The sequence below is a fragment of the Mesorhizobium sp. 43Arga genome (genome assembly GCF_053714255.1).
The window spans coordinates 80,157-96,258 of the sequence record NZ_JBSKBO010000010.1 but is presented as its reverse complement, the minus strand read 5'-3'; the positions used below and the strand labels follow the sequence as shown (position 1 = coordinate 96,258).

The following is a 16,102-nucleotide window of genomic DNA, read 5'->3' as shown; positions in this document are numbered from 1 at the left end:
CCCTTTCAGGCAAGACGGGTGACGCGTCAGCGCCTTGCCCAGTCGATCGCGGTTTCGAGGATGGTCTTCAGCGTCGCGCGGATCGGCGCTGCATAGGTGGGATCGTAAGGGACCGGCCAGTTCTCTGGCGATCCCTTCTCAGACGGCTCGCGCATATAGCCACGGTTGGAGAGCTCCATCTGCAGCGCATGAACACCGTTCCGCGGCTGACCGAAGCCGCGGGTGATCGAGCCGCCCTTGAAGCGGCCGTTGACCACCCAGCTCTCGCCGGTCGCGGCAAGAATGGCAGCGACCTTATCCTGAAGCATAGGATCGGTGCTCTTGCCGTCATTGGTGCCGAGATTGAAGACCGGCAGCGTGCCTTCGAACAGGCGCGGCAGCACCGACCGGATCGAATGGCAGTCGTAGAGCACGATCTTTTCATGCATGCCGCGCAGCCGGTCGATCTCGGCCTGCAAGGCGGCATGATAGGGCTTGAAATAGGTCTCGCGACGCTCATCGATCTCGGATGGGGTCGGTTCCTCGCCCATGCGATAAAGCGGATCGCCGTCAAATGTGTCGGTCGGGCAAAGCGTGGTCGTGGTCTGTCCGGGATAAAGCGAAACGCCTGACGGGTCGCGGTTGACGTCGATCACGGTTCGCGAAATGGCGGTGTGCACGACGGTCGCGCCGAGGTCGTTGGCGAAGTCATAGAGCTTGTCTATCCACCAGTCGCAATCGCGGCGGCCAAGCCAGGGCGACACCAGCCGGGGTTCGAGGCCGGCGAGGTCGATGCCGGTGTGCGGGATCGACACCAGCAGCGGTGCCGTGCCTCGGCTGACGGTAAGCCAGGGTGTGGCAGTCATCATGCCGCTCCCGCGATGGACGGCAGCGCCACCGCGCCGGCAGCCCTGATGGTCGCGCCGCTGCGCACCAAGGCGATTGCCTTTTCCATATCGGGGTGGAAGTGGCGGTCATTGTCGAGATGCGGCACTTCGGCCCGGACCAGCTTGCGCACGGCCTCCAGCGCATCGCTCGACGCCAACGGCTGATGAAAGTCACAGCCTTGCGCGGCCGCCAGCAATTCGATGCCGATTACCGCCGTGGCGTTCTCGACCATGCCGATCAGCCGGCGCGCGCCGTGCGCGGCCATCGAGACGTGGTCTTCCTGGTTGGCCGAGGTCGGGATCGAATCGACGCTGGCCGGGTAGGCCTTCTGCTTGTTTTCCGAAACGAGTGCGGCCGCCGTCACCTGCGGGATCATGAAGCCGGAGTTGAGGCCTGGCTTGGGCGTCAGGAAGGCCGGCATGCCGGACAGCGCCGGATCGACCAGCATGGCGATGCGGCGTTCCGACAGCGAGCCGATCTCGCAGACGGCCAGCGCGATCATGTCGGCGGCGAAAGCCACCGGCTCGGCGTGGAAATTGCCGCCGGAGAGCGCGGTGTCGTCCTCGGCGAAGATCAGCGGATTATCGGTCACGCCATTGGCCTCGGTGCCGAGCGTGTCGGCGGCCTTGCGCAACACATCCAGCGCGGCGCCCATGACCTGTGGCTGGCAGCGCAGGCAATAGGGATCCTGCACGCGCTCGTCACCGACACGGTGCGATTCACGGATGGCGCTGCCGGCCATCAGATTGCGCAGCGCATCCGCCGTCTCGATCTGGCCGCGGTGCTTTCTCAGGAGATGAATGCGCGGGTCGAACGGCGCGTCGGAACCCTTGGCGGCATCGGTCGACAGCGCGCCGGCAACCAGCGCCGACTGGTAGAGAACCTCAGCTTCGAACAGAGCGGCGAGCGCATAGGCGGTCGAAAACTGCGTGCCGTTGAGGAGCGCCAGGCCTTCCTTGGCGCCGAGCGTCACCGGCTCGAGGCCGTGCGAAACGAAGGCTACCTTGGCCGGGAAACGGCCATGCGGGGTAAAGCATTCGCCGACGCCGATCATCACCGCCGTCATGTGCGACAGCGGTGCGAGATCGCCGGACGCGCCGACGGAACCTTGCGCCGGCACCACCGGAATGACGTCGTTGGCGAGCATCGCTTGCAGCAAATCGATGGTTTCGGGACGCACGCCCGAGGCACCCTGCGCCAGGCTCGCAAGTTTCAGCGCCATCATCAGCCGCGCAACGGCAACCGGCATCGGCTCGCCGACGCCGGCGGCGTGCGACAGCACGATGTTGCGCTGCAAGGTCTCGAGATCCCCGGCGGGGATGCGCACGCTGGCCAGTTTGCCGAAACCGGTGTTGATGCCATAGACCGGCTCGCCCTTGGCAACGATCCTTGCGACGGCCTCGGCGCTCGCCTTGATTTTTGGACGGCAGGCCTCGTCCAGCTTCGGCACGGCGCCACGGTAGATGGCCCGCCAGTCGGCCAGCGTCGCATTGCCGGGCTTCAGGGTCAGTTCGGTCATTGTCCTCTCCAGATGCGGGCATGCAGCGGGTTGAAGCCCATGCGGTAAACGAGTTCGGCGGGGCGCTCGATGTCCCAGATCGCCAGGTCGGCGGATTTTCCGGCTTCCAGCGTGCCGGCCTTGTCGAGAAGGCCAACCGCATGCGCGGCCTCGCGGGTGACGCCGGCAAGGCATTCATCGACGGTCAAGCCAAAGAGCGTCGCGGCCATATTCATGGTAAGCAACAGCGAGGTCAGCGGCGAGGTACCGGGATTGCTGTCCGTCGCCACCGCCATCTTCACGCCATGGCGGCGGAACAGGTCGACGGGCGGCTTCTTGGTTTCGCGGATGAAGTAATAGGCGCCGGGCAGGATGGTCGCCACCGTGCCGGCCTTCGCCATCGCGGCAGCGCCTGCCTCATCGGTGTATTCGAGATGGTCGGCGGAAAGCGCCCCATAGCTGGCGGCAAGCGCCGCGCCGTGCAGATTGGAAAGCTGGTCGGCATGGAGTTTCACCGGCAGCCCGAGCGCTTTCGCCTTGTCGAAGACGCGCGCGATCTGCTCCGGCGAAAAGGCAATGCCCTCGCAAAAACCGTCGACGGCGTCGGCAAGTTTCTCAGCGGCGATGTTCGGCAGAATCGTGCCGGCGACGAGATCAATGAAGGCGTCCTTGTCACCCTGGGCTTCCGGCGGCAGTGCGTGCGCGGCGAGGCACGTCGTGCGGATGGTGACGGGGCGCTCATTGGCCAGCCGGCGGGCGGCGCGCAGCGACTTCTTCTCATTGTCGAGATCGAGGCCGTAGCCCGATTTGACCTCGACCGTCGTGACGCCCTCGGCCATCAACGCATCGAGGCGCGGCAGCGTCTGGGCGACGAGCGCATCCTCGTTTGCCGCGCGCAGTGACTTGACCGAGGACACAATGCCGCCGCCGGCGCGGGCCACTTCCTCATAGGTGGCGCCGGCCAGCCGCATCTCGAATTCGTTGGCACGGTTGCCCGCATAGACAAGATGCGTATGGCAGTCGATCAGGCCCGGCGTGATCCAGCGACCCTCGCAATCGACGGTCTCGGCGCCCTGCCCTGCCGAAGCCGGCATATCCGCTTCGGCGCCGGCATAAACAATGAGACCATCGCGCGCGACGATCGCGCCTTTCTCGACAATGCCGAGGCCGGCCACACCGTCGGCCATGGTCGCCAGGCGCGCATTGCGCCAGACACGATGGCCGCTCTTCCCGTTTGCTCCACCCATCATCTTTTCCATTTGAAAGGATGGTGATTATGTATATACATATTGAAACGCGACGCAAGTGGTATCGTCGCCCGGGCATGCAGATTTGGAGAGGCAAGTGACGGCGATCTTTGCGGAACAGGCGCTGCTGCCCGAGGGCTGGCAAGGCAATGTCAGGATCACGCTCGACGGAGGCAGCATCGCCTCAGTCGAAGCAGACGCGGCTCCGCAGGCCGGCGACGAGCGCCACGCAATTCTCGTGCCCGGCATGCCCAATCTGCACAGCCATGCCTTCCAGCGCGGCATGGCCGGCCTGGCCGAGCTTCGCGGCCCGTCCGCCGACAGTTTCTGGAGCTGGCGCGAAGTGATGTACCGCTTCGCGCTATCGATGACGCCCGACCAGGTCGAAGCGGTCGCCGCACAGCTCTATGTCGAGATGCTGGAGGCCGGTTTCTCCCGCGTCGGCGAATTCCACTATCTGCACCACGACCGCGATGGAAACCCCTATGCTAATCTCGCCGAGATGGCCGAACGCATCGCCGCCGCTGCCGGCGAAACGGGTATTGGCCTGACCCTTTTGCCGGTGTTTTATGCGCACTCCTCCTTCGGCGGAGCGGCTCCGAACGAAGGCCAAAGGCGATTCATCAACGATGTGAATCGGTTCTCCCGGCTTGTTGAGAAGTCTGGCGAATCGGTTCGCGCGTTGAATCAGGCTGTCGTCGGCGTCGCGCCGCACAGTCTGCGCGCCGCCACACCGGAGGAACTGACCCAAGTTGCTGCTTTGGCGCCGAATGGGCCGATCCACATCCACGTCGCCGAACAGGTGAAGGAGGTCGAGGACTGCCTCGCCTGGTCCGGCGTGCGCCCGGTTGAATTTCTGCTGGCCAACGTTGAGGTCGACCAGCGCTGGTGCCTGATCCATGCCACCCATATAACGGACGCCGAAACGGTCGGCATGGCCAGGAGCGGCGCCATCGCCGGCCTTTGCCCGATCACCGAGGCCAATCTCGGGGACGGGACGTTTGCCGCGCCGCTTTTCAGGGAGCATGGCGGCCGCTTCGGTATCGGCTCCGATTCCAACGTGCTGATCAGCCTGCCGGATGAGCTGAGGCAGCTCGAATATTCGCAGCGCCTCGCCCACCGCGCCCGCAATGTGCTGGCCGTGGCCGGTGGTTCGACCGGGCGGGCGCTGTTCGATGCCGCGCTCGACGGCGGCAGCGTTGCGCTCGGCGCCGGTCCGTCAAAGATTGTTGCCGACGGTCCGGCCGATTTCGTCTCGCTCGACGCCGGCCATCCTTCGCTGGCCGGCAAGTCCGGCGACGCCATCCTCGATGCCTGGATCTTCGCAAATGGCAGCACGATCGATTGCGTCTGGGTGCACGGCAAGAAGCAGGTCAGCGGCGGCAGGCATGCGAAGCGCACGGCCATTGCTGAGCGATTCCGCAAAGTCATGACCGCGCTATCGCAGAACTGAAGCCGATGAGCCTGATCGAGACAGATGATATTGATGGCGGCGAGACGGTCTCGCTGCATCAGCGCATCCTGTCCGACATCCGCGAAAAAATCCTGTCCGGCGTCTGGGAGCCCGGACATCGCATCCCGTTCGAGCACGAACTGACGACCGAGTACAATTGCTCGCGCATGACGGTGAACAAGGCGCTGTCGCAGCTGGCCAAGGCAGGGCTGATCGAACGCCGCCGTCGCTCGGGCAGCTTCGTCCGCCGGCCGCAGTCGCAGGCAGCCGTGCTGGAACTTCACGACATCAGGATCGAGGTCGAAGCGCTTGGCCTGCCCTATCGCTACGAGCGGCTGGAACAGCTGAAGCGCCGCAGCAATGCGGAGGACAGAGCACTGCTCGGGCTGTCCGCCGCAGGGTCGGTGCTATGGATCGAAGGCCTGCATTTTGCCGGCGAACGGCCATTCGCACTCGAGCAGCGTCTGATCAATCTTTCCGCGGTTCCGGAAGCCGGGGACGAACAGTTTCTGGAGATCGCCGCCGGCCCCTGGCTGATCGGCCGCGTACCCTGGAGCGAGGCCGAACACCGCATCCGTGCCATGGCCGCCGATGAGGCCATCGCCGACGCGCTCGACATCGATCCGGGCGCGCCCTGCCTTGTGGTCGAGCGCCGCACCTGGAGCGCTGAACACCCGGTTACCCACGTGCGGTTTATCTATCCGGCGGAAAGCCACACACTGGTGGCAAGATTTACGCCGTCTCAGGGGTAGCGCCTCTTACCCTCCCCCTTGTGGGGAGGGTCGCTGCGAAGCAGCGGGTGGGGGTCGGCGCCAGCTCCTCCACCCGACCTGCGGTCCGACCTCCCCACAAGGGGGAGGTAGAAGGCCGCGCCCTAAATCGCCGCCGTAACGATAATCTCGACCAGGTACTCCGGACCAGCCAACTTGGCTTCGCCGGTGGCGCGGGCGGGGGTGTGGCCCTGCGGCACCCACTTGTCCCATTCCGAATTCATCTCGGCGAAGGTGCCCATGTCGGCCAGCCAGATGATCGCCTGGACGATCTTGGTCTTGTCGGTGCCGGCCTTGGCCAGCAGTTCGTCGATGGTCGCCAGAATGTCGCGGGTCTGCGAGGCGACGTTGCCGCCGGGCTCGCCGACCTGGCCGGCCAGATAGACGGTGTTGCCGTGGATGACGATCTGACTCATGCGCGGGCCAACATCGATGCGACGAATGCTCATGGGAGGTTCCTTCCTGTTTTGGGTGGCGACTGTTTAGAGTTGCGGTTCGCTTCGGGCAAGGCCGCCGGGGCCAAATCCCCTTGGACCAGCGACAAAGCGGGATTCACGGCAAGTTGAGCCCCCCGTCGCAATTCCGCCCGATTGGCTTGTTGACTAATGTAATAACATCACATATCCAATCGGCCCCTGCCCGCGGCCGGATTTCGCTGCACCACGGAACGACATGACCCAGACCTGCCTAACATTCCGTGACCTGACGCTGGGCTATAACAGCCACCCGGCGATCCACCATCTCGACGGCACGATCCGCAAGGGCTCGCTGACCGCCGTTGTCGGCGCCAACGGCTCCGGCAAGTCGACGCTGATGAAGGGCATTGTCGGTGTCCTGAAGCCGATGGCCGGCGAGGTTGCCCGCGCGCCCGGCGTGCGCGCCGCCTACCTGCCGCAGCAATCGGAGCTCGATCGTTCGTTTCCGGCGCGCGTCGTCGATCTGGTCTCGCTCGGCCTCTGGCCGAAGCGCGGCATGCTCGGCCGCTACACATCAGAGGATCGCGCGGCGGTGAGCCAGGCGCTGATGGCGGTCGGCCTGGGCGGCTTCGAGAAGCGGCCGATCGACACGCTATCGGGCGGCCAGTTGCAGCGCACGCTGTTTGCCCGCGTGCTCTTGCAAGACGCCGACCTGATCCTGCTCGACGAGCCGTTCAATGCTGTCGATGCCAAGACGGTCGGCGATCTGATCGCCCTGATCAAGCGTTGGCATGGCGAGGAACGCACCGTCCTGGTCGTCGTCCATGATCTCGATCTGGTACGGCAGAATTTTCCGGAGACGCTGCTTTTGGCCCGCCAGCCGATCGCCTGGGGCGAGACGCGCGAGACGCTGAAGCCGGAGAACCTGCTGCGCGCCCGCCGCTTCCATGAAGCCTGGGAGGAGAACGCGCCCTGGTGCGAACCGGACGAGCACGGTCATGATCATGCCCATGGCCACGACCATCATGGCCATGATCACGACCGTCACCACGGCGCCGGGCCGAGGGCTGCCTGATGGACGCGCTCTACGGCCTCTTCATCGCACCCTTCGCCGATTTCGGCTTCATGCAGCGGGCGCTGTTCGGCTCGCTAATGCTCTCGCTCGGCGCCTGTCCGATCGGCGTCTTCCTGATGCTGCGGCGCATGAGCCTATCGGGTGACGCCATGGCGCATGCCATCCTGCCGGGGGCGGCCGCCGGCTTCCTGTTCTACGGGCTGGAAATCCTGCCGATGACCATTGGCGGGCTGATCGCCGGCATCATCGTCGCGCTCGGCGCCGGTGCCGTCTCGCGCTTCACCATCCAGCGCGAGGACGCCTCGATGGCGGCCTTCTACCTGATTTCACTGGCCATCGGTGTGCTGATGGTGTCGATCCGCGGCTCCAGCGTCGATCTCATGCATGTGCTGTTCGGCACGGTGCTGGCGCTCAACAATGAGGCGCTGACGCTGATCGGCGGCATCGTCTCGGTGACGCTGGTAAGCCTCGCCATTTTTTGGCGAGCGCTGGTCGCCGAATGCCTCGATCCGCTGTTCCTGCGGTCGGTCAGCCGCATGGGCAGCCCGGTGCATTTCATTTTCCTTGGTCTGGTCGTGCTCAACCTCGTCGGCGGCTTCCAGGCGCTCGGCACGCTTCTGTCGGTCGGACTGATGATGCTGCCGGCAGCCGCCGCCCGCTTCTGGACCGTGCGCGTCGAGCCGATGTGCGCGCTGGCCGTGCTGATCGGCTTTGCCTCCTGCATCGCCGGGCTGCTGTTGTCCTACCACGCCTCGCTGCCGTCCGGCCCGGCCATCATCCTGTCGGCCGGTGTCGTCTACTTCGCCTCGATCCTGTTCGGCACGCGCGGCATTCTGCGCGCCCGCATCATCCATCACCGTCACAGAACGGCCTGATCCCTCGCCCCTCGAAAGGAGTCCCCGCCCATGCTGAGATCCATCCGCGCCGCCCTGGCGATGAGCGTTATAACATTAACCGCCTTTGGCGCGCCGTCGGCCTTCGCGGCACCACTGAAAGTGGTCGCCAGCTTCACCGTGATCGCGGATTTCGCCAGGAATGTCGGTGGCGATCGTGTCGACATCACCACCATCGTCGGCCCGGATGGCGACGCCCATGTCTATGAGCCGAGCCCGGCCGACGCGGTCGCCATGGCCAAGGCCGATATCGTTCTGGTCAACGGCCTGCATTTCGAAGGCTTTTTGCAACGGCTGGTCGATGCCAGCGCCACCAAGGCCTCGATCGTCACCTTGACCAAGGGCGTGACGCCGATCGACTTCAAGCCTGAATTCGCCGACGCCGACGCGGCCGAAGGCGCCGGCACCGGTGGCGGCAAGACGGTAACCGACCCACACGCCTTTCAGTCGATCGCCAATGCCAAGATCTATGTGAAGAACATCGCCGAGGCTTTCTGCGCGGCCGACAGCGAGGGCTGCGTCAGCTACCAGACCAATGCCGCCGCCTACACCAAGAAGCTCGACGCGCTGGAAGGCGAAGTGAGGGCGGCGATCCAGTCGATCCCCGAGGCAAAGCGCGTCGTCATCACCTCGCATGACGCGTTCGGCTATTTCGAACACGAATACGGCCTGACCTTCCTCGCCCCGCAAGGCATTTCCACCGACTCCGAGCCGTCGGCCGCCGACGTCGCCAAGCTGGTCGAGCAGGTCAAGCAGGAAAAGGCGGCGGCGATCTTCATCGAAAACATCACCAACGCGCGCCTGATCGAACAGATCGCCAGCGAAACCGGCATCAAGGTGGGCGGCACGCTTTATTCGGATGCGCTGTCGCAGCCCGATGGCCCGGGTTCGACCTATATCGACATGATGCATAACAACATCCGTCAGATCAAAGGTGCGATCCTCGGCAGTTAAGCGCGGCGTTCTCGGAAAGGCGGATCCGGTCTCCGCCGTTTTCGGCCGAGGACTTCCGGCCCGAACTGTGGCGCGGTCTGCCCGATCCATTCCCGGCCTGGGCGGCCTGAGTTGGAATCCTCGCCGGAAACGTCTATCTCTGCAGAACGATTTCCGCCGGCGGATTGCCGGCCACGTCGGGGCGTGGCAAGACTCCCCGCAAATCAGATTGCGAGGATGCAGCGATGGAATACCGCGAAATCAGCGACGACTATTCGGTCTCTGGCCAGATCCAGCCCGAAGATGTCGCCGCCATCAAGGAAGCCGGTTTCAAGAGCGTCATCTGCAACCGCCCAGATGACGAACAGCCAGGCCAGCCTTCGGCCAAAAGCATCGGATCGGCGGTCGAAGCCGCCGGCCTCGCCTTCCGCTATATCCCCGTCATCAGCGGCCAGATCACCGCAGAGAATGTCGGGGACCAGGCCGAGGCGCTCGATGAATTGGAAGGCCCGGTGTTCGCCTATTGCCGCTCCGGCGCCCGCTGCACGAATCTTTATGGCCTGATCCAGCAGTCGAAGGGCTAAATCGGCAGGGCGCCTGTTTCCTTCAAAGTTTCAAGCACGATCGCCGTCTTCACATGCTGCACGGATTCGTGCGGCAGGAGCACACCGTTGACGAACTCCGACAGCGACTTCAGGTCGGGCGTCACCACCTTCAGGATGTAGTCCATCTCGCCGGTCAGCGCGTGCGCCTCCTGCACCTCCGGCAGCCGCGCCACCAATTCACTGAAGCGTCGAGCATTGTCGCGGTTGTGGGTGGCGAGCGTCACCGAGATGACGTTGACCAGCGAGAAGCCGAGCTTGTCGCGGTCGAGTACCGCCCGATAGCCCTTGATATAGCCGTCCTCCTCCAGCCGCTGGCGGCGGCGCGAGCACTGCGATGCCGACAGGTTGACCCGCTCCGAGAGATCGTTGTTGGTCAACCGCGCGTCACCCTGCAGGAGCGCCATTATCTTGCGGTCGAACTGATCAATGCGCGTCTCATCCATGGTTTTGTCTCTCAACATGCATGCTTCACGCATAGCATCATCATTTCAGGCGTTTGAATGCAAGCACCATGCGCCGGCTCCGCGCTATGATGGCGTCAGATGGCCTTTTCAGGCCGAGCCAGCTTTTGGAGGATTATCATGGGTCCCTTCCCGCACGACGTCCCGCCCGCCAGGATCAGCAAGGACAACCCGGCCGGCACCGATGGTTTCGAGTTCGTCGAGTTCGCGCATCCGGAGCCGCAGAAGCTGGCCGAACTGTTCACCCGCATGGACTATGTGGCGGTGGCGAAGCATCGCACCAAGAACATCACGGTCTGGCGCCAGGGCGACATCAACTATGTCATCAATGCCGAGCCGGGCTCGCATGCGATGAAGTTCGCCGACAAGCACGGCCCGTGTGCCGCCTCGATGGCCTGGCGCGTGGTCGACGCCAAGCATGCGTTCGACCATGCCGTCTCGAAGGGCGCAACGCCTTACGAAGGCGACGACAAGGCGCTCGACGTGCCGGCCGTTGTTGGAATCGGCGGTTCGCTGCTCTATTTCATCGACGCCTACGGCAAGAAGGGCTCGGCCTACGACGCCGAATTCGAATGGCTCGGCGCGCGCGATCCGCGGCCGCAAGGCGTCGGGTTCTATTATCTCGACCACCTGACCCACAATGTCTATCGCGGTCAGATGGACAAATGGTGGGATTTCTACCGCAATCTGTTCGGCTTCAAGCAGATCCATTTCTTCGACATTGACGGCAAGATCACCGGCCTGGTCAGCCGCGCCATCACCTCGCCCTGCGGCAAGATCCGCATCCCGCTAAACGAATCCAAGGACGAGACCAGCCAGATCGCCGAGTATCTGAAGAAGTACAATGGCGAGGGCATCCAGCACATTGCGGTCGGCACCGATGAGATCTACGCCGCGACCGACAAGCTGGCCGCCAACGGGCTGAAATTCATGCCCGGCCCGCCTGAGACTTACTACGACATGTCGTACGACCGCGTGAACGGCCATGACGAACCGATCGAGCGGATGAAGAAGCACGGCATCCTGATCGACGGCGAAGGCGTGGTCGACGGCGGCACGACCAAGATCCTGCTGCAGATTTTCTCCAAGACCGTGATCGGGCCGATCTTCTTCGAGTTCATCCAGCGCAAGGGCGACGAAGGCTTTGGCGAAGGCAATTTCCGCGCCCTGTTCGAATCGATCGAACAGGACCAGATCAAGCGCGGCGTGATCAAGGTGGATGGCAAGGCGGCCTAAGGTCGACCGAACCAGCCTTCTTGCGGTGCGATCAATTATGACCTAAATTATGGTCATAAAGGATCGAGCCATGAATGTTTCCATCGCTGAGGCCAAGGCTAAATTGTCTGAACTCGTCAGCCGCGCTGAAGCCGGCGAGGAGATCATACTTACACGCCACGGCAAGGTGGCCGCGCGGATCGTACCGCCGGCAGTGGCCGCCCCCTTGCCGCGCATCGGCGCCTTGAAGGGCAAGATCTGGATAGCGGACGACTTTGATGAACTCGGTCCCGAATGGGACGAGTACGTGAAATGACGGACGGCCCATTTCTAGCCGATACGCATATCATCCTATGGTCGATTTCGGACGATCCACGTCTCAGCCAGCACCACCGCACTATCCTCGCTTCGGAAGCGGTTGTGTTCGCAAGCGCGGCAAGCGTCTGGGAAATTGCCATCAAACGTTCTATCGGAAAGCTCAATGCACCGGACGATCTGCCAACGCTGCTCCCAAGGATGCGCTTTCAGCCGCTCGCCGTAACCCTACAACATGCGAACGCCGTAGCCGGATTGCCCCACCATCATGGTGATCCGTTCGACAGGCTGCTGATTGCCCAGGCGCAAGTGGAGGACCTGATCATCCTGACGTCCGATCCGCATTTCGCCCGCTACAATGCCGCTCTGGCCTGATTGGCGAAAAATCCGGCCTCACAACCCCAGCCGCTTAACCTCTTCCTCCCTCAGCTTGATGTCGTAGTCGAGCAGGAACTCGTCGAGCTGCGGTGGCGCGACCGAGGTGCCGGAGAGCATGGCATGCACCTGGCCGCGGTGGTGGATGTCGTGCAGGAAGACATGGGCGAGGATGTCGCCGATCCTTTCAGGGATCATGCCATCCTCGCGCCGGTCGGTGATGACACGGCGGTCGAGATCGGTCTCCGTCAGGCCATCGCAGAAGGCGATCAGCCGCCGGTCGGCCGCTGCCTGCGCGGCAAACAGCGCATGGGGCTCGTCGAAGGGCACGAAATCATCATGGGCTGCGGCACCGACGCCGCCCTCTTCGAGAAAATCGAGATAGAGATAATCGACCGCAAGGATGTGGTTGAGCGTTGCCTTGATCGACGGGAAGAAACTGGTGCGCTCGGCTTCGAACTCACCGGGCTTGAGTGCAAGAACTGCACGATAGAGCCGGTCATTCGACCAGAGATTGTTGCCCGCCATGCGACGCAAATGATCCAGAAGATTCACCGCTGAAACCTCCGTATCCCCTATCCCTGGTATTTCTCGACCTTCTGCTCGATGGCGCCGAAGATCGAATGACCCGCACTGTCCTTCATCTCGATGCGCACCGTGTCGCCAAAGCGCAGGAACGGCGTCGTGGGCTCGCCTGACGCAATGGTCTCGATCATGCGCAGTTCGGCTATGCAGGAATAGCCGGCGCCACCGGCCGAGACAGGCTTGCCCGGCCCGCCCTCGAGCTTGTTGGAGACCGTGCCCGAGCCGATGATGGTGCCTGATACCAGCGGCCTTGTCCGGGCGGCATGGACGATCAGCGCCGGAAAATCGAAGGTCATGTCGACGCCGGCATTGGTGCGGCCGAAGGGCTTGCCGTTGAGGTCGGCAAGCAGCGGCAGGCTGACCTTGCCGCCATCCCAGGCATCGCCCAGCTCGTCCGGCGTCACCGCGACGGGCGAAAAGGCCGAGGACGGTTTCGACTGGAAGAAGCCGAACCCCTTGGCCAGCTCCGGCCCGGTAAGCGCGCGCAACGTGACATCGTTGACCAGCATGACCAACCGGATCGCGGCACGCGCTTCATCAAGGCTTGCGCCCATCGGCACATCGTCGACGATGACGGCGACTTCCGCCTCCATGTCGATGCCGAAGGCTTCGTCGGCCATGCGGATCGGGTCGCGCGGTGCAATGAAGGAGTCCGAGCCACCCTGGTAGATCAGCGGATCGGTCCAGAAACTCGCCGGCATCTCGACGCCACGCGCTTTGCGCACCAGTTCGACATGGTTCACATAGGCGGACCCGTCAGCCCATTGATAGGCGCGCGGCAGCGGCGAATGCGCGTCGTGCTCGTGAAAGCGGGCTGACGGCACCGCATTGTTCTCCAGCGATTCCGCTATTGTGCCGAGATGCGGCGAGACCCTGCGCCAATCATCGAGCGCCGCCTGCAGCGTGCGCGCCAGGAACGAGGCATCGGTGTACTGCGTCAGGTCGCGTGAGACGACGACGAGTTTCCCGTCGCGCGTCCCGTCCTTCAATGTGGCAAGCTTCATGCGGTTTCCTCTCCTTGTGCAGCTTTCACACTGCTTAGTTTCTTTGTCTTGCCCGTGGTCTTTTCCGAAAACCGGTTTCCACTTTTCGCTGACGCGGTCCTTCGGTTCGGGATCATGCTAGCGCCACAACAAGGCCGTCGCGGGCGATCGTCAAGTCGCCGGCCCATGTTTTCCTGGCAGCCGCAAGCCAGTCACTCTCGCCGATCTCGGGATCGTCGGCGGGAATGAGGTGGTTGAGCACCAGCCTCTTCACGCCGGCATCGCTGGCGATGCGCCCGGCCTCCTCGGCAAGACTGTGGCTGGCGAGCAGATGTTCCTTGAGCCGTGCGCCATTACCGGTTCTGGCAACCAGCCGCTCGATGCCATCCTCCAGCATGGCTTCATGGACGAGAATGTCGGCACCCTTGGCGAAATCGGCGAGCGGCGGAAAGAATGCCGTATCGGCGGAGAACACCACGCTTTTGCCGCCTTGGTCGAAGCGCAGGGCAAAACAGTCCGCGACCGGTGGATGATCGACGCGAAGCGCCGTCACCTTCAGGCCGCGCTGATCGAGCACACGGCCCTCGGCGAATTCACTGACCGAAACCAGTTCGCGAATATCGGGCCGGCCCTCGTCGACGATGCGTATCTCGATGTCGAATTCCATCGCCTGGCAGAAGCGCCGCCAGTAATGGCCGGTGCCGGGCGGGCCGAACACAATGACGGGCGTCGCCAGCCCCGCCGTCCAGGCGGTGTGGACCAGCGGCCCGAGTTCCAGCACGTGGTCGGAATGCAGATGGGTGATGACGATGAGGTCGAGCGCCTTCAGGCTTATCCCGGCATCGACCAGACCGCGCGTCACGCCGAGCCCGCAATCGACGACGATGGTCCGCCCCCCGATCTCAAGCAGCGACGAGCTCGGCCACGGTCCACCTGGCCGCAGCGCCGGACCGCCCTTCGAGCCCAGCAGCACCAGCCGGTCCGGCATTGGCTTTCCGCTCAAGACCAGTCGCCCTCCGGCGTGCCATTGAAGCGCTTCTTCAGGTCGGCCCAGCAGTCGATGTAATTGTCCTGCCGGGTTTCCAGTTCGGCGCCATAGCGGGTCAGCATCTGCGGGAAACGGGTCTCGAACATGAAGGCCATCGTGTTGTCGAGCTTGACCGGTTTCAGCTCCGCGCGCGAGGCCTTTTCGAAGCCAGGGGCATCCGGGCCATGGGCCAGCATCAGATTGTGCAGGCTGATGCCGCCGGGCACGAAACCTTCCTCCTTGGCATCGTACTGGCCGTGGATCAGGCCCATGAATTCACTCATGATGTTGCGGTGATACCAGGGCGGCCGGAACGTGTCTTCCGCCACCAGCCAGCGCGGCGGGAAGATGACGAAGTCGATGTTGGCGGTGCCTTCCTCGCCGCTCGGCGCCGTCAGCACGGTGAAGATCGACGGATCGGGGTGGTCGAACAGCAACGCGCCAACCGGTGAAAACGTCGCCAGATCATATTTGTAGGGCGCGTAGTTGCCGTGCCAGGCGACGACGTCCAGCGGCGAATGGCCGATTTCGGTGACATGGAAATTGCCGCACCATTTTACGATCAGCCGGCACGGCGTTTCCTTCTCCTCGAACCAGGCGCAAGGCGTCTTGAAATCGCGCGGGTTGGCCAGGCAATTGGCGCCGATCGGGCCGCGATCGGGCAGTGTCAGCTTGGCGCCGTAGTTCTCGCAGACGTAGCCGCGCACTTCCTTGTCGACCAGTTCGACCTTGAAGACGAGGCCCCGCGGCAGAACAGCGACCTCACCGGGCCGCAGCTCGATGACGCCCATCTCGGTGACGAAGCGCAGCGCGCCGACCTGCGGCACGACCAGCAACTCTCCATCGGCATTGAAGAAATGGTCGTCGACCATCGAACGGTTGGCGACATAGACATGCGCCGCCATGCCCGTCTGTCCCAGCACGTCGCCGGCGGTGGTGATGGAGCGCATGCCGGCGATGAAATCGGTCGGCTGCTGCGGCATCGGCACCGGATTCCAGCGATACTGGCCGAGCGCCAGTTCGTGGTCACCGACATTGGGAGCGGTCTTCCACAGCGGATAGTTAGCCGGCTTGAAGCGGCCGGTGTGCTTGACGCTCGGCCGGATGCGATAGAGCCAGGAGCGCTCATTGGTGCCGCGCGGTGCGGTAAAGGGCGAGCCGGAAAGCTGCTCGGCATAGAGGCCGTAGGCCGGCCGCTGCGGCGAATTCCGGCCTTGCGGCAGTGAGCCGGGCAGAGTTTCGGTCTCAAAATCATTGCCGAAACCCGGCATGTAGGAAAAGGCCATCCGATCCTCCCTGATCCCGGCTCCAAGCCTCACAAAGCCAAGTCTGCCGGTGATATTGACCAAACTGGTTTCATTTGTAACCATCGAAAATGTAACTA

The 16,102-nt window shown here is 63.5% G+C and carries 18 protein-coding genes; 9 read left to right on the top strand and 9 right to left on the bottom strand.

The genetic code is table 11. The annotated features are described in order from the left end of the window. Positions 1–26: 26 nt before the first annotated feature. The 3 genes from hutG to hutI are packed head-to-tail and all read right to left on the bottom strand — an operon-like array spanning position 27 to position 3,612. Positions 27–845 (bottom strand): N-formylglutamate deformylase, encoded by an 819-nt coding sequence (gene hutG, locus ACWGS8_RS28235; protein ID WP_454584006.1) that lies wholly within the window; start codon positions 843–845, stop codon positions 27–29. Next, the gene (gene hutH, locus ACWGS8_RS28230; RefSeq protein ID WP_454584005.1) at positions 845–2,386 is read right to left on the bottom strand and encodes a histidine ammonia-lyase; all 1,542 of its coding nucleotides are present in this window, start codon (positions 2,384–2,386) and stop codon (positions 845–847) included. Before hutH ends, hutG begins: the two co-directional genes overlap by 1 nt. Next, a complete protein-coding gene (gene hutI, locus ACWGS8_RS28225; RefSeq protein WP_454584004.1) occupies positions 2,383–3,612 on the bottom strand; it encodes an imidazolonepropionase in 1,230 nt (409 codons plus the stop codon). Before hutI ends, hutH begins: the two co-directional genes overlap by 4 nt. 97 nt (positions 3,613–3,709) lie before the next feature. On the opposite strand from hutI, the gene ACWGS8_RS28220 reads away from it, so the two are divergent. Both ACWGS8_RS28220 and hutC read left to right on the top strand, forming a co-directional pair. Then, positions 3,710–5,065, top strand: coding sequence for a formimidoylglutamate deiminase (locus tag ACWGS8_RS28220; protein WP_454584003.1), 1,356 nt, complete (start codon positions 3,710–3,712; stop codon positions 5,063–5,065). A gap of 5 nt (positions 5,066–5,070) precedes the next feature. Continuing rightward, positions 5,071–5,817 (top strand): histidine utilization repressor, encoded by a 747-nt coding sequence (hutC, locus tag ACWGS8_RS28215; protein ID WP_454584002.1) that lies wholly within the window; start codon positions 5,071–5,073, stop codon positions 5,815–5,817. 122 nt (positions 5,818–5,939) lie between these two features. Here the strand turns inward: hutC and ACWGS8_RS28210 are convergent, their stop codons facing one another. After that, positions 5,940–6,284: a RidA family protein gene (locus ACWGS8_RS28210; RefSeq protein ID WP_172350986.1), complete on the bottom strand. Its 345-nt coding sequence runs from the start codon at positions 6,282–6,284 to the stop codon at positions 5,940–5,942. Positions 6,285–6,507: 223 nt separating this feature from the next. Between ACWGS8_RS28210 and aztA the strand changes: the two genes are divergently transcribed. The 4 genes from aztA (at position 6,508) to ACWGS8_RS28190 (ending at position 9,736) form a co-directional block, all read left to right on the top strand. Then, positions 6,508–7,326: a zinc ABC transporter ATP-binding protein AztA gene (aztA, locus tag ACWGS8_RS28205; RefSeq protein WP_454584001.1), complete on the top strand. Its 819-nt coding sequence runs from the start codon at positions 6,508–6,510 to the stop codon at positions 7,324–7,326. Continuing rightward, positions 7,326–8,201 carry a zinc ABC transporter permease AztB gene (gene aztB / locus ACWGS8_RS28200; RefSeq protein WP_454584000.1) on the top strand — a complete coding sequence of 292 codons (876 nt, stop codon included), beginning with the start codon at positions 7,326–7,328 and terminating at the stop codon, positions 8,199–8,201. Before aztA ends, aztB begins: the two co-directional genes overlap by 1 nt. Before the next feature lie 30 nt (positions 8,202–8,231). Beyond that, positions 8,232–9,173, top strand: a complete 942-nt coding sequence (aztC, locus tag ACWGS8_RS28195; RefSeq protein ID WP_454583999.1) for a zinc ABC transporter substrate-binding protein AztC — start codon at positions 8,232–8,234, stop codon at positions 9,171–9,173. Positions 9,174–9,397: 224 nt separating this feature from the next. Continuing rightward, complete coding sequence (locus ACWGS8_RS28190) at positions 9,398–9,736, top strand: TIGR01244 family sulfur transferase (protein WP_454583998.1); 339 nt, start codon at positions 9,398–9,400, stop codon at positions 9,734–9,736. Here ACWGS8_RS28190 and ACWGS8_RS28185 read toward each other — a convergent pair. Continuing rightward, complete coding sequence (locus ACWGS8_RS28185) at positions 9,733–10,200, bottom strand: Lrp/AsnC family transcriptional regulator (protein ID WP_454583997.1); 468 nt, start codon at positions 10,198–10,200, stop codon at positions 9,733–9,735. The genes ACWGS8_RS28190 and ACWGS8_RS28185 overlap by 4 nt on opposite strands. A 138-nt stretch (positions 10,201–10,338) precedes the next feature. On the opposite strand from ACWGS8_RS28185, the gene hppD reads away from it, so the two are divergent. From hppD to ACWGS8_RS28170, 3 genes are all read left to right on the top strand, one after another. Further along, entirely contained in the window at positions 10,339–11,454 is a 1,116-nt protein-coding gene (gene hppD, locus ACWGS8_RS28180; protein WP_454583996.1) for a 4-hydroxyphenylpyruvate dioxygenase, read from the top strand. 70 nt (positions 11,455–11,524) lie between these two features. After that, on the top strand, positions 11,525–11,749 hold the full coding sequence (locus ACWGS8_RS28175) for a type II toxin-antitoxin system Phd/YefM family antitoxin (protein WP_454583995.1): 225 nt from the start codon (positions 11,525–11,527) through the stop codon (positions 11,747–11,749). After that, entirely contained in the window at positions 11,746–12,123 is a 378-nt protein-coding gene (locus tag ACWGS8_RS28170; protein WP_454583994.1) for a type II toxin-antitoxin system VapC family toxin, read from the top strand. The genes ACWGS8_RS28175 and ACWGS8_RS28170 overlap by 4 nt, the downstream gene beginning before the upstream one ends. 18 nt (positions 12,124–12,141) lie before the next feature. Here ACWGS8_RS28170 and ACWGS8_RS28165 read toward each other — a convergent pair whose 3' ends face one another. The 4 genes from ACWGS8_RS28165 to hmgA form a co-directional block, all read right to left on the bottom strand. Then, a complete protein-coding gene (locus ACWGS8_RS28165; protein WP_454583993.1) occupies positions 12,142–12,678 on the bottom strand; it encodes a DinB family protein in 537 nt (178 codons plus the stop codon). Between the two features lie 20 nt (positions 12,679–12,698). Beyond that, positions 12,699–13,712: a fumarylacetoacetate hydrolase family protein gene (locus ACWGS8_RS28160; RefSeq protein ID WP_454583992.1), complete on the bottom strand. Its 1,014-nt coding sequence runs from the start codon at positions 13,710–13,712 to the stop codon at positions 12,699–12,701. A 112-nt stretch (positions 13,713–13,824) separates the two neighbouring features. Continuing rightward, positions 13,825–14,679, bottom strand: coding sequence for an MBL fold metallo-hydrolase (locus ACWGS8_RS28155; protein WP_454584171.1), 855 nt, complete (start codon positions 14,677–14,679; stop codon positions 13,825–13,827). An 11-nt stretch (positions 14,680–14,690) separates the two neighbouring features. Continuing rightward, positions 14,691–16,004, bottom strand: coding sequence for a homogentisate 1,2-dioxygenase (hmgA, locus tag ACWGS8_RS28150; protein WP_454583991.1), 1,314 nt, complete (start codon positions 16,002–16,004; stop codon positions 14,691–14,693). Positions 16,005–16,102 lie beyond the last annotated feature (98 nt).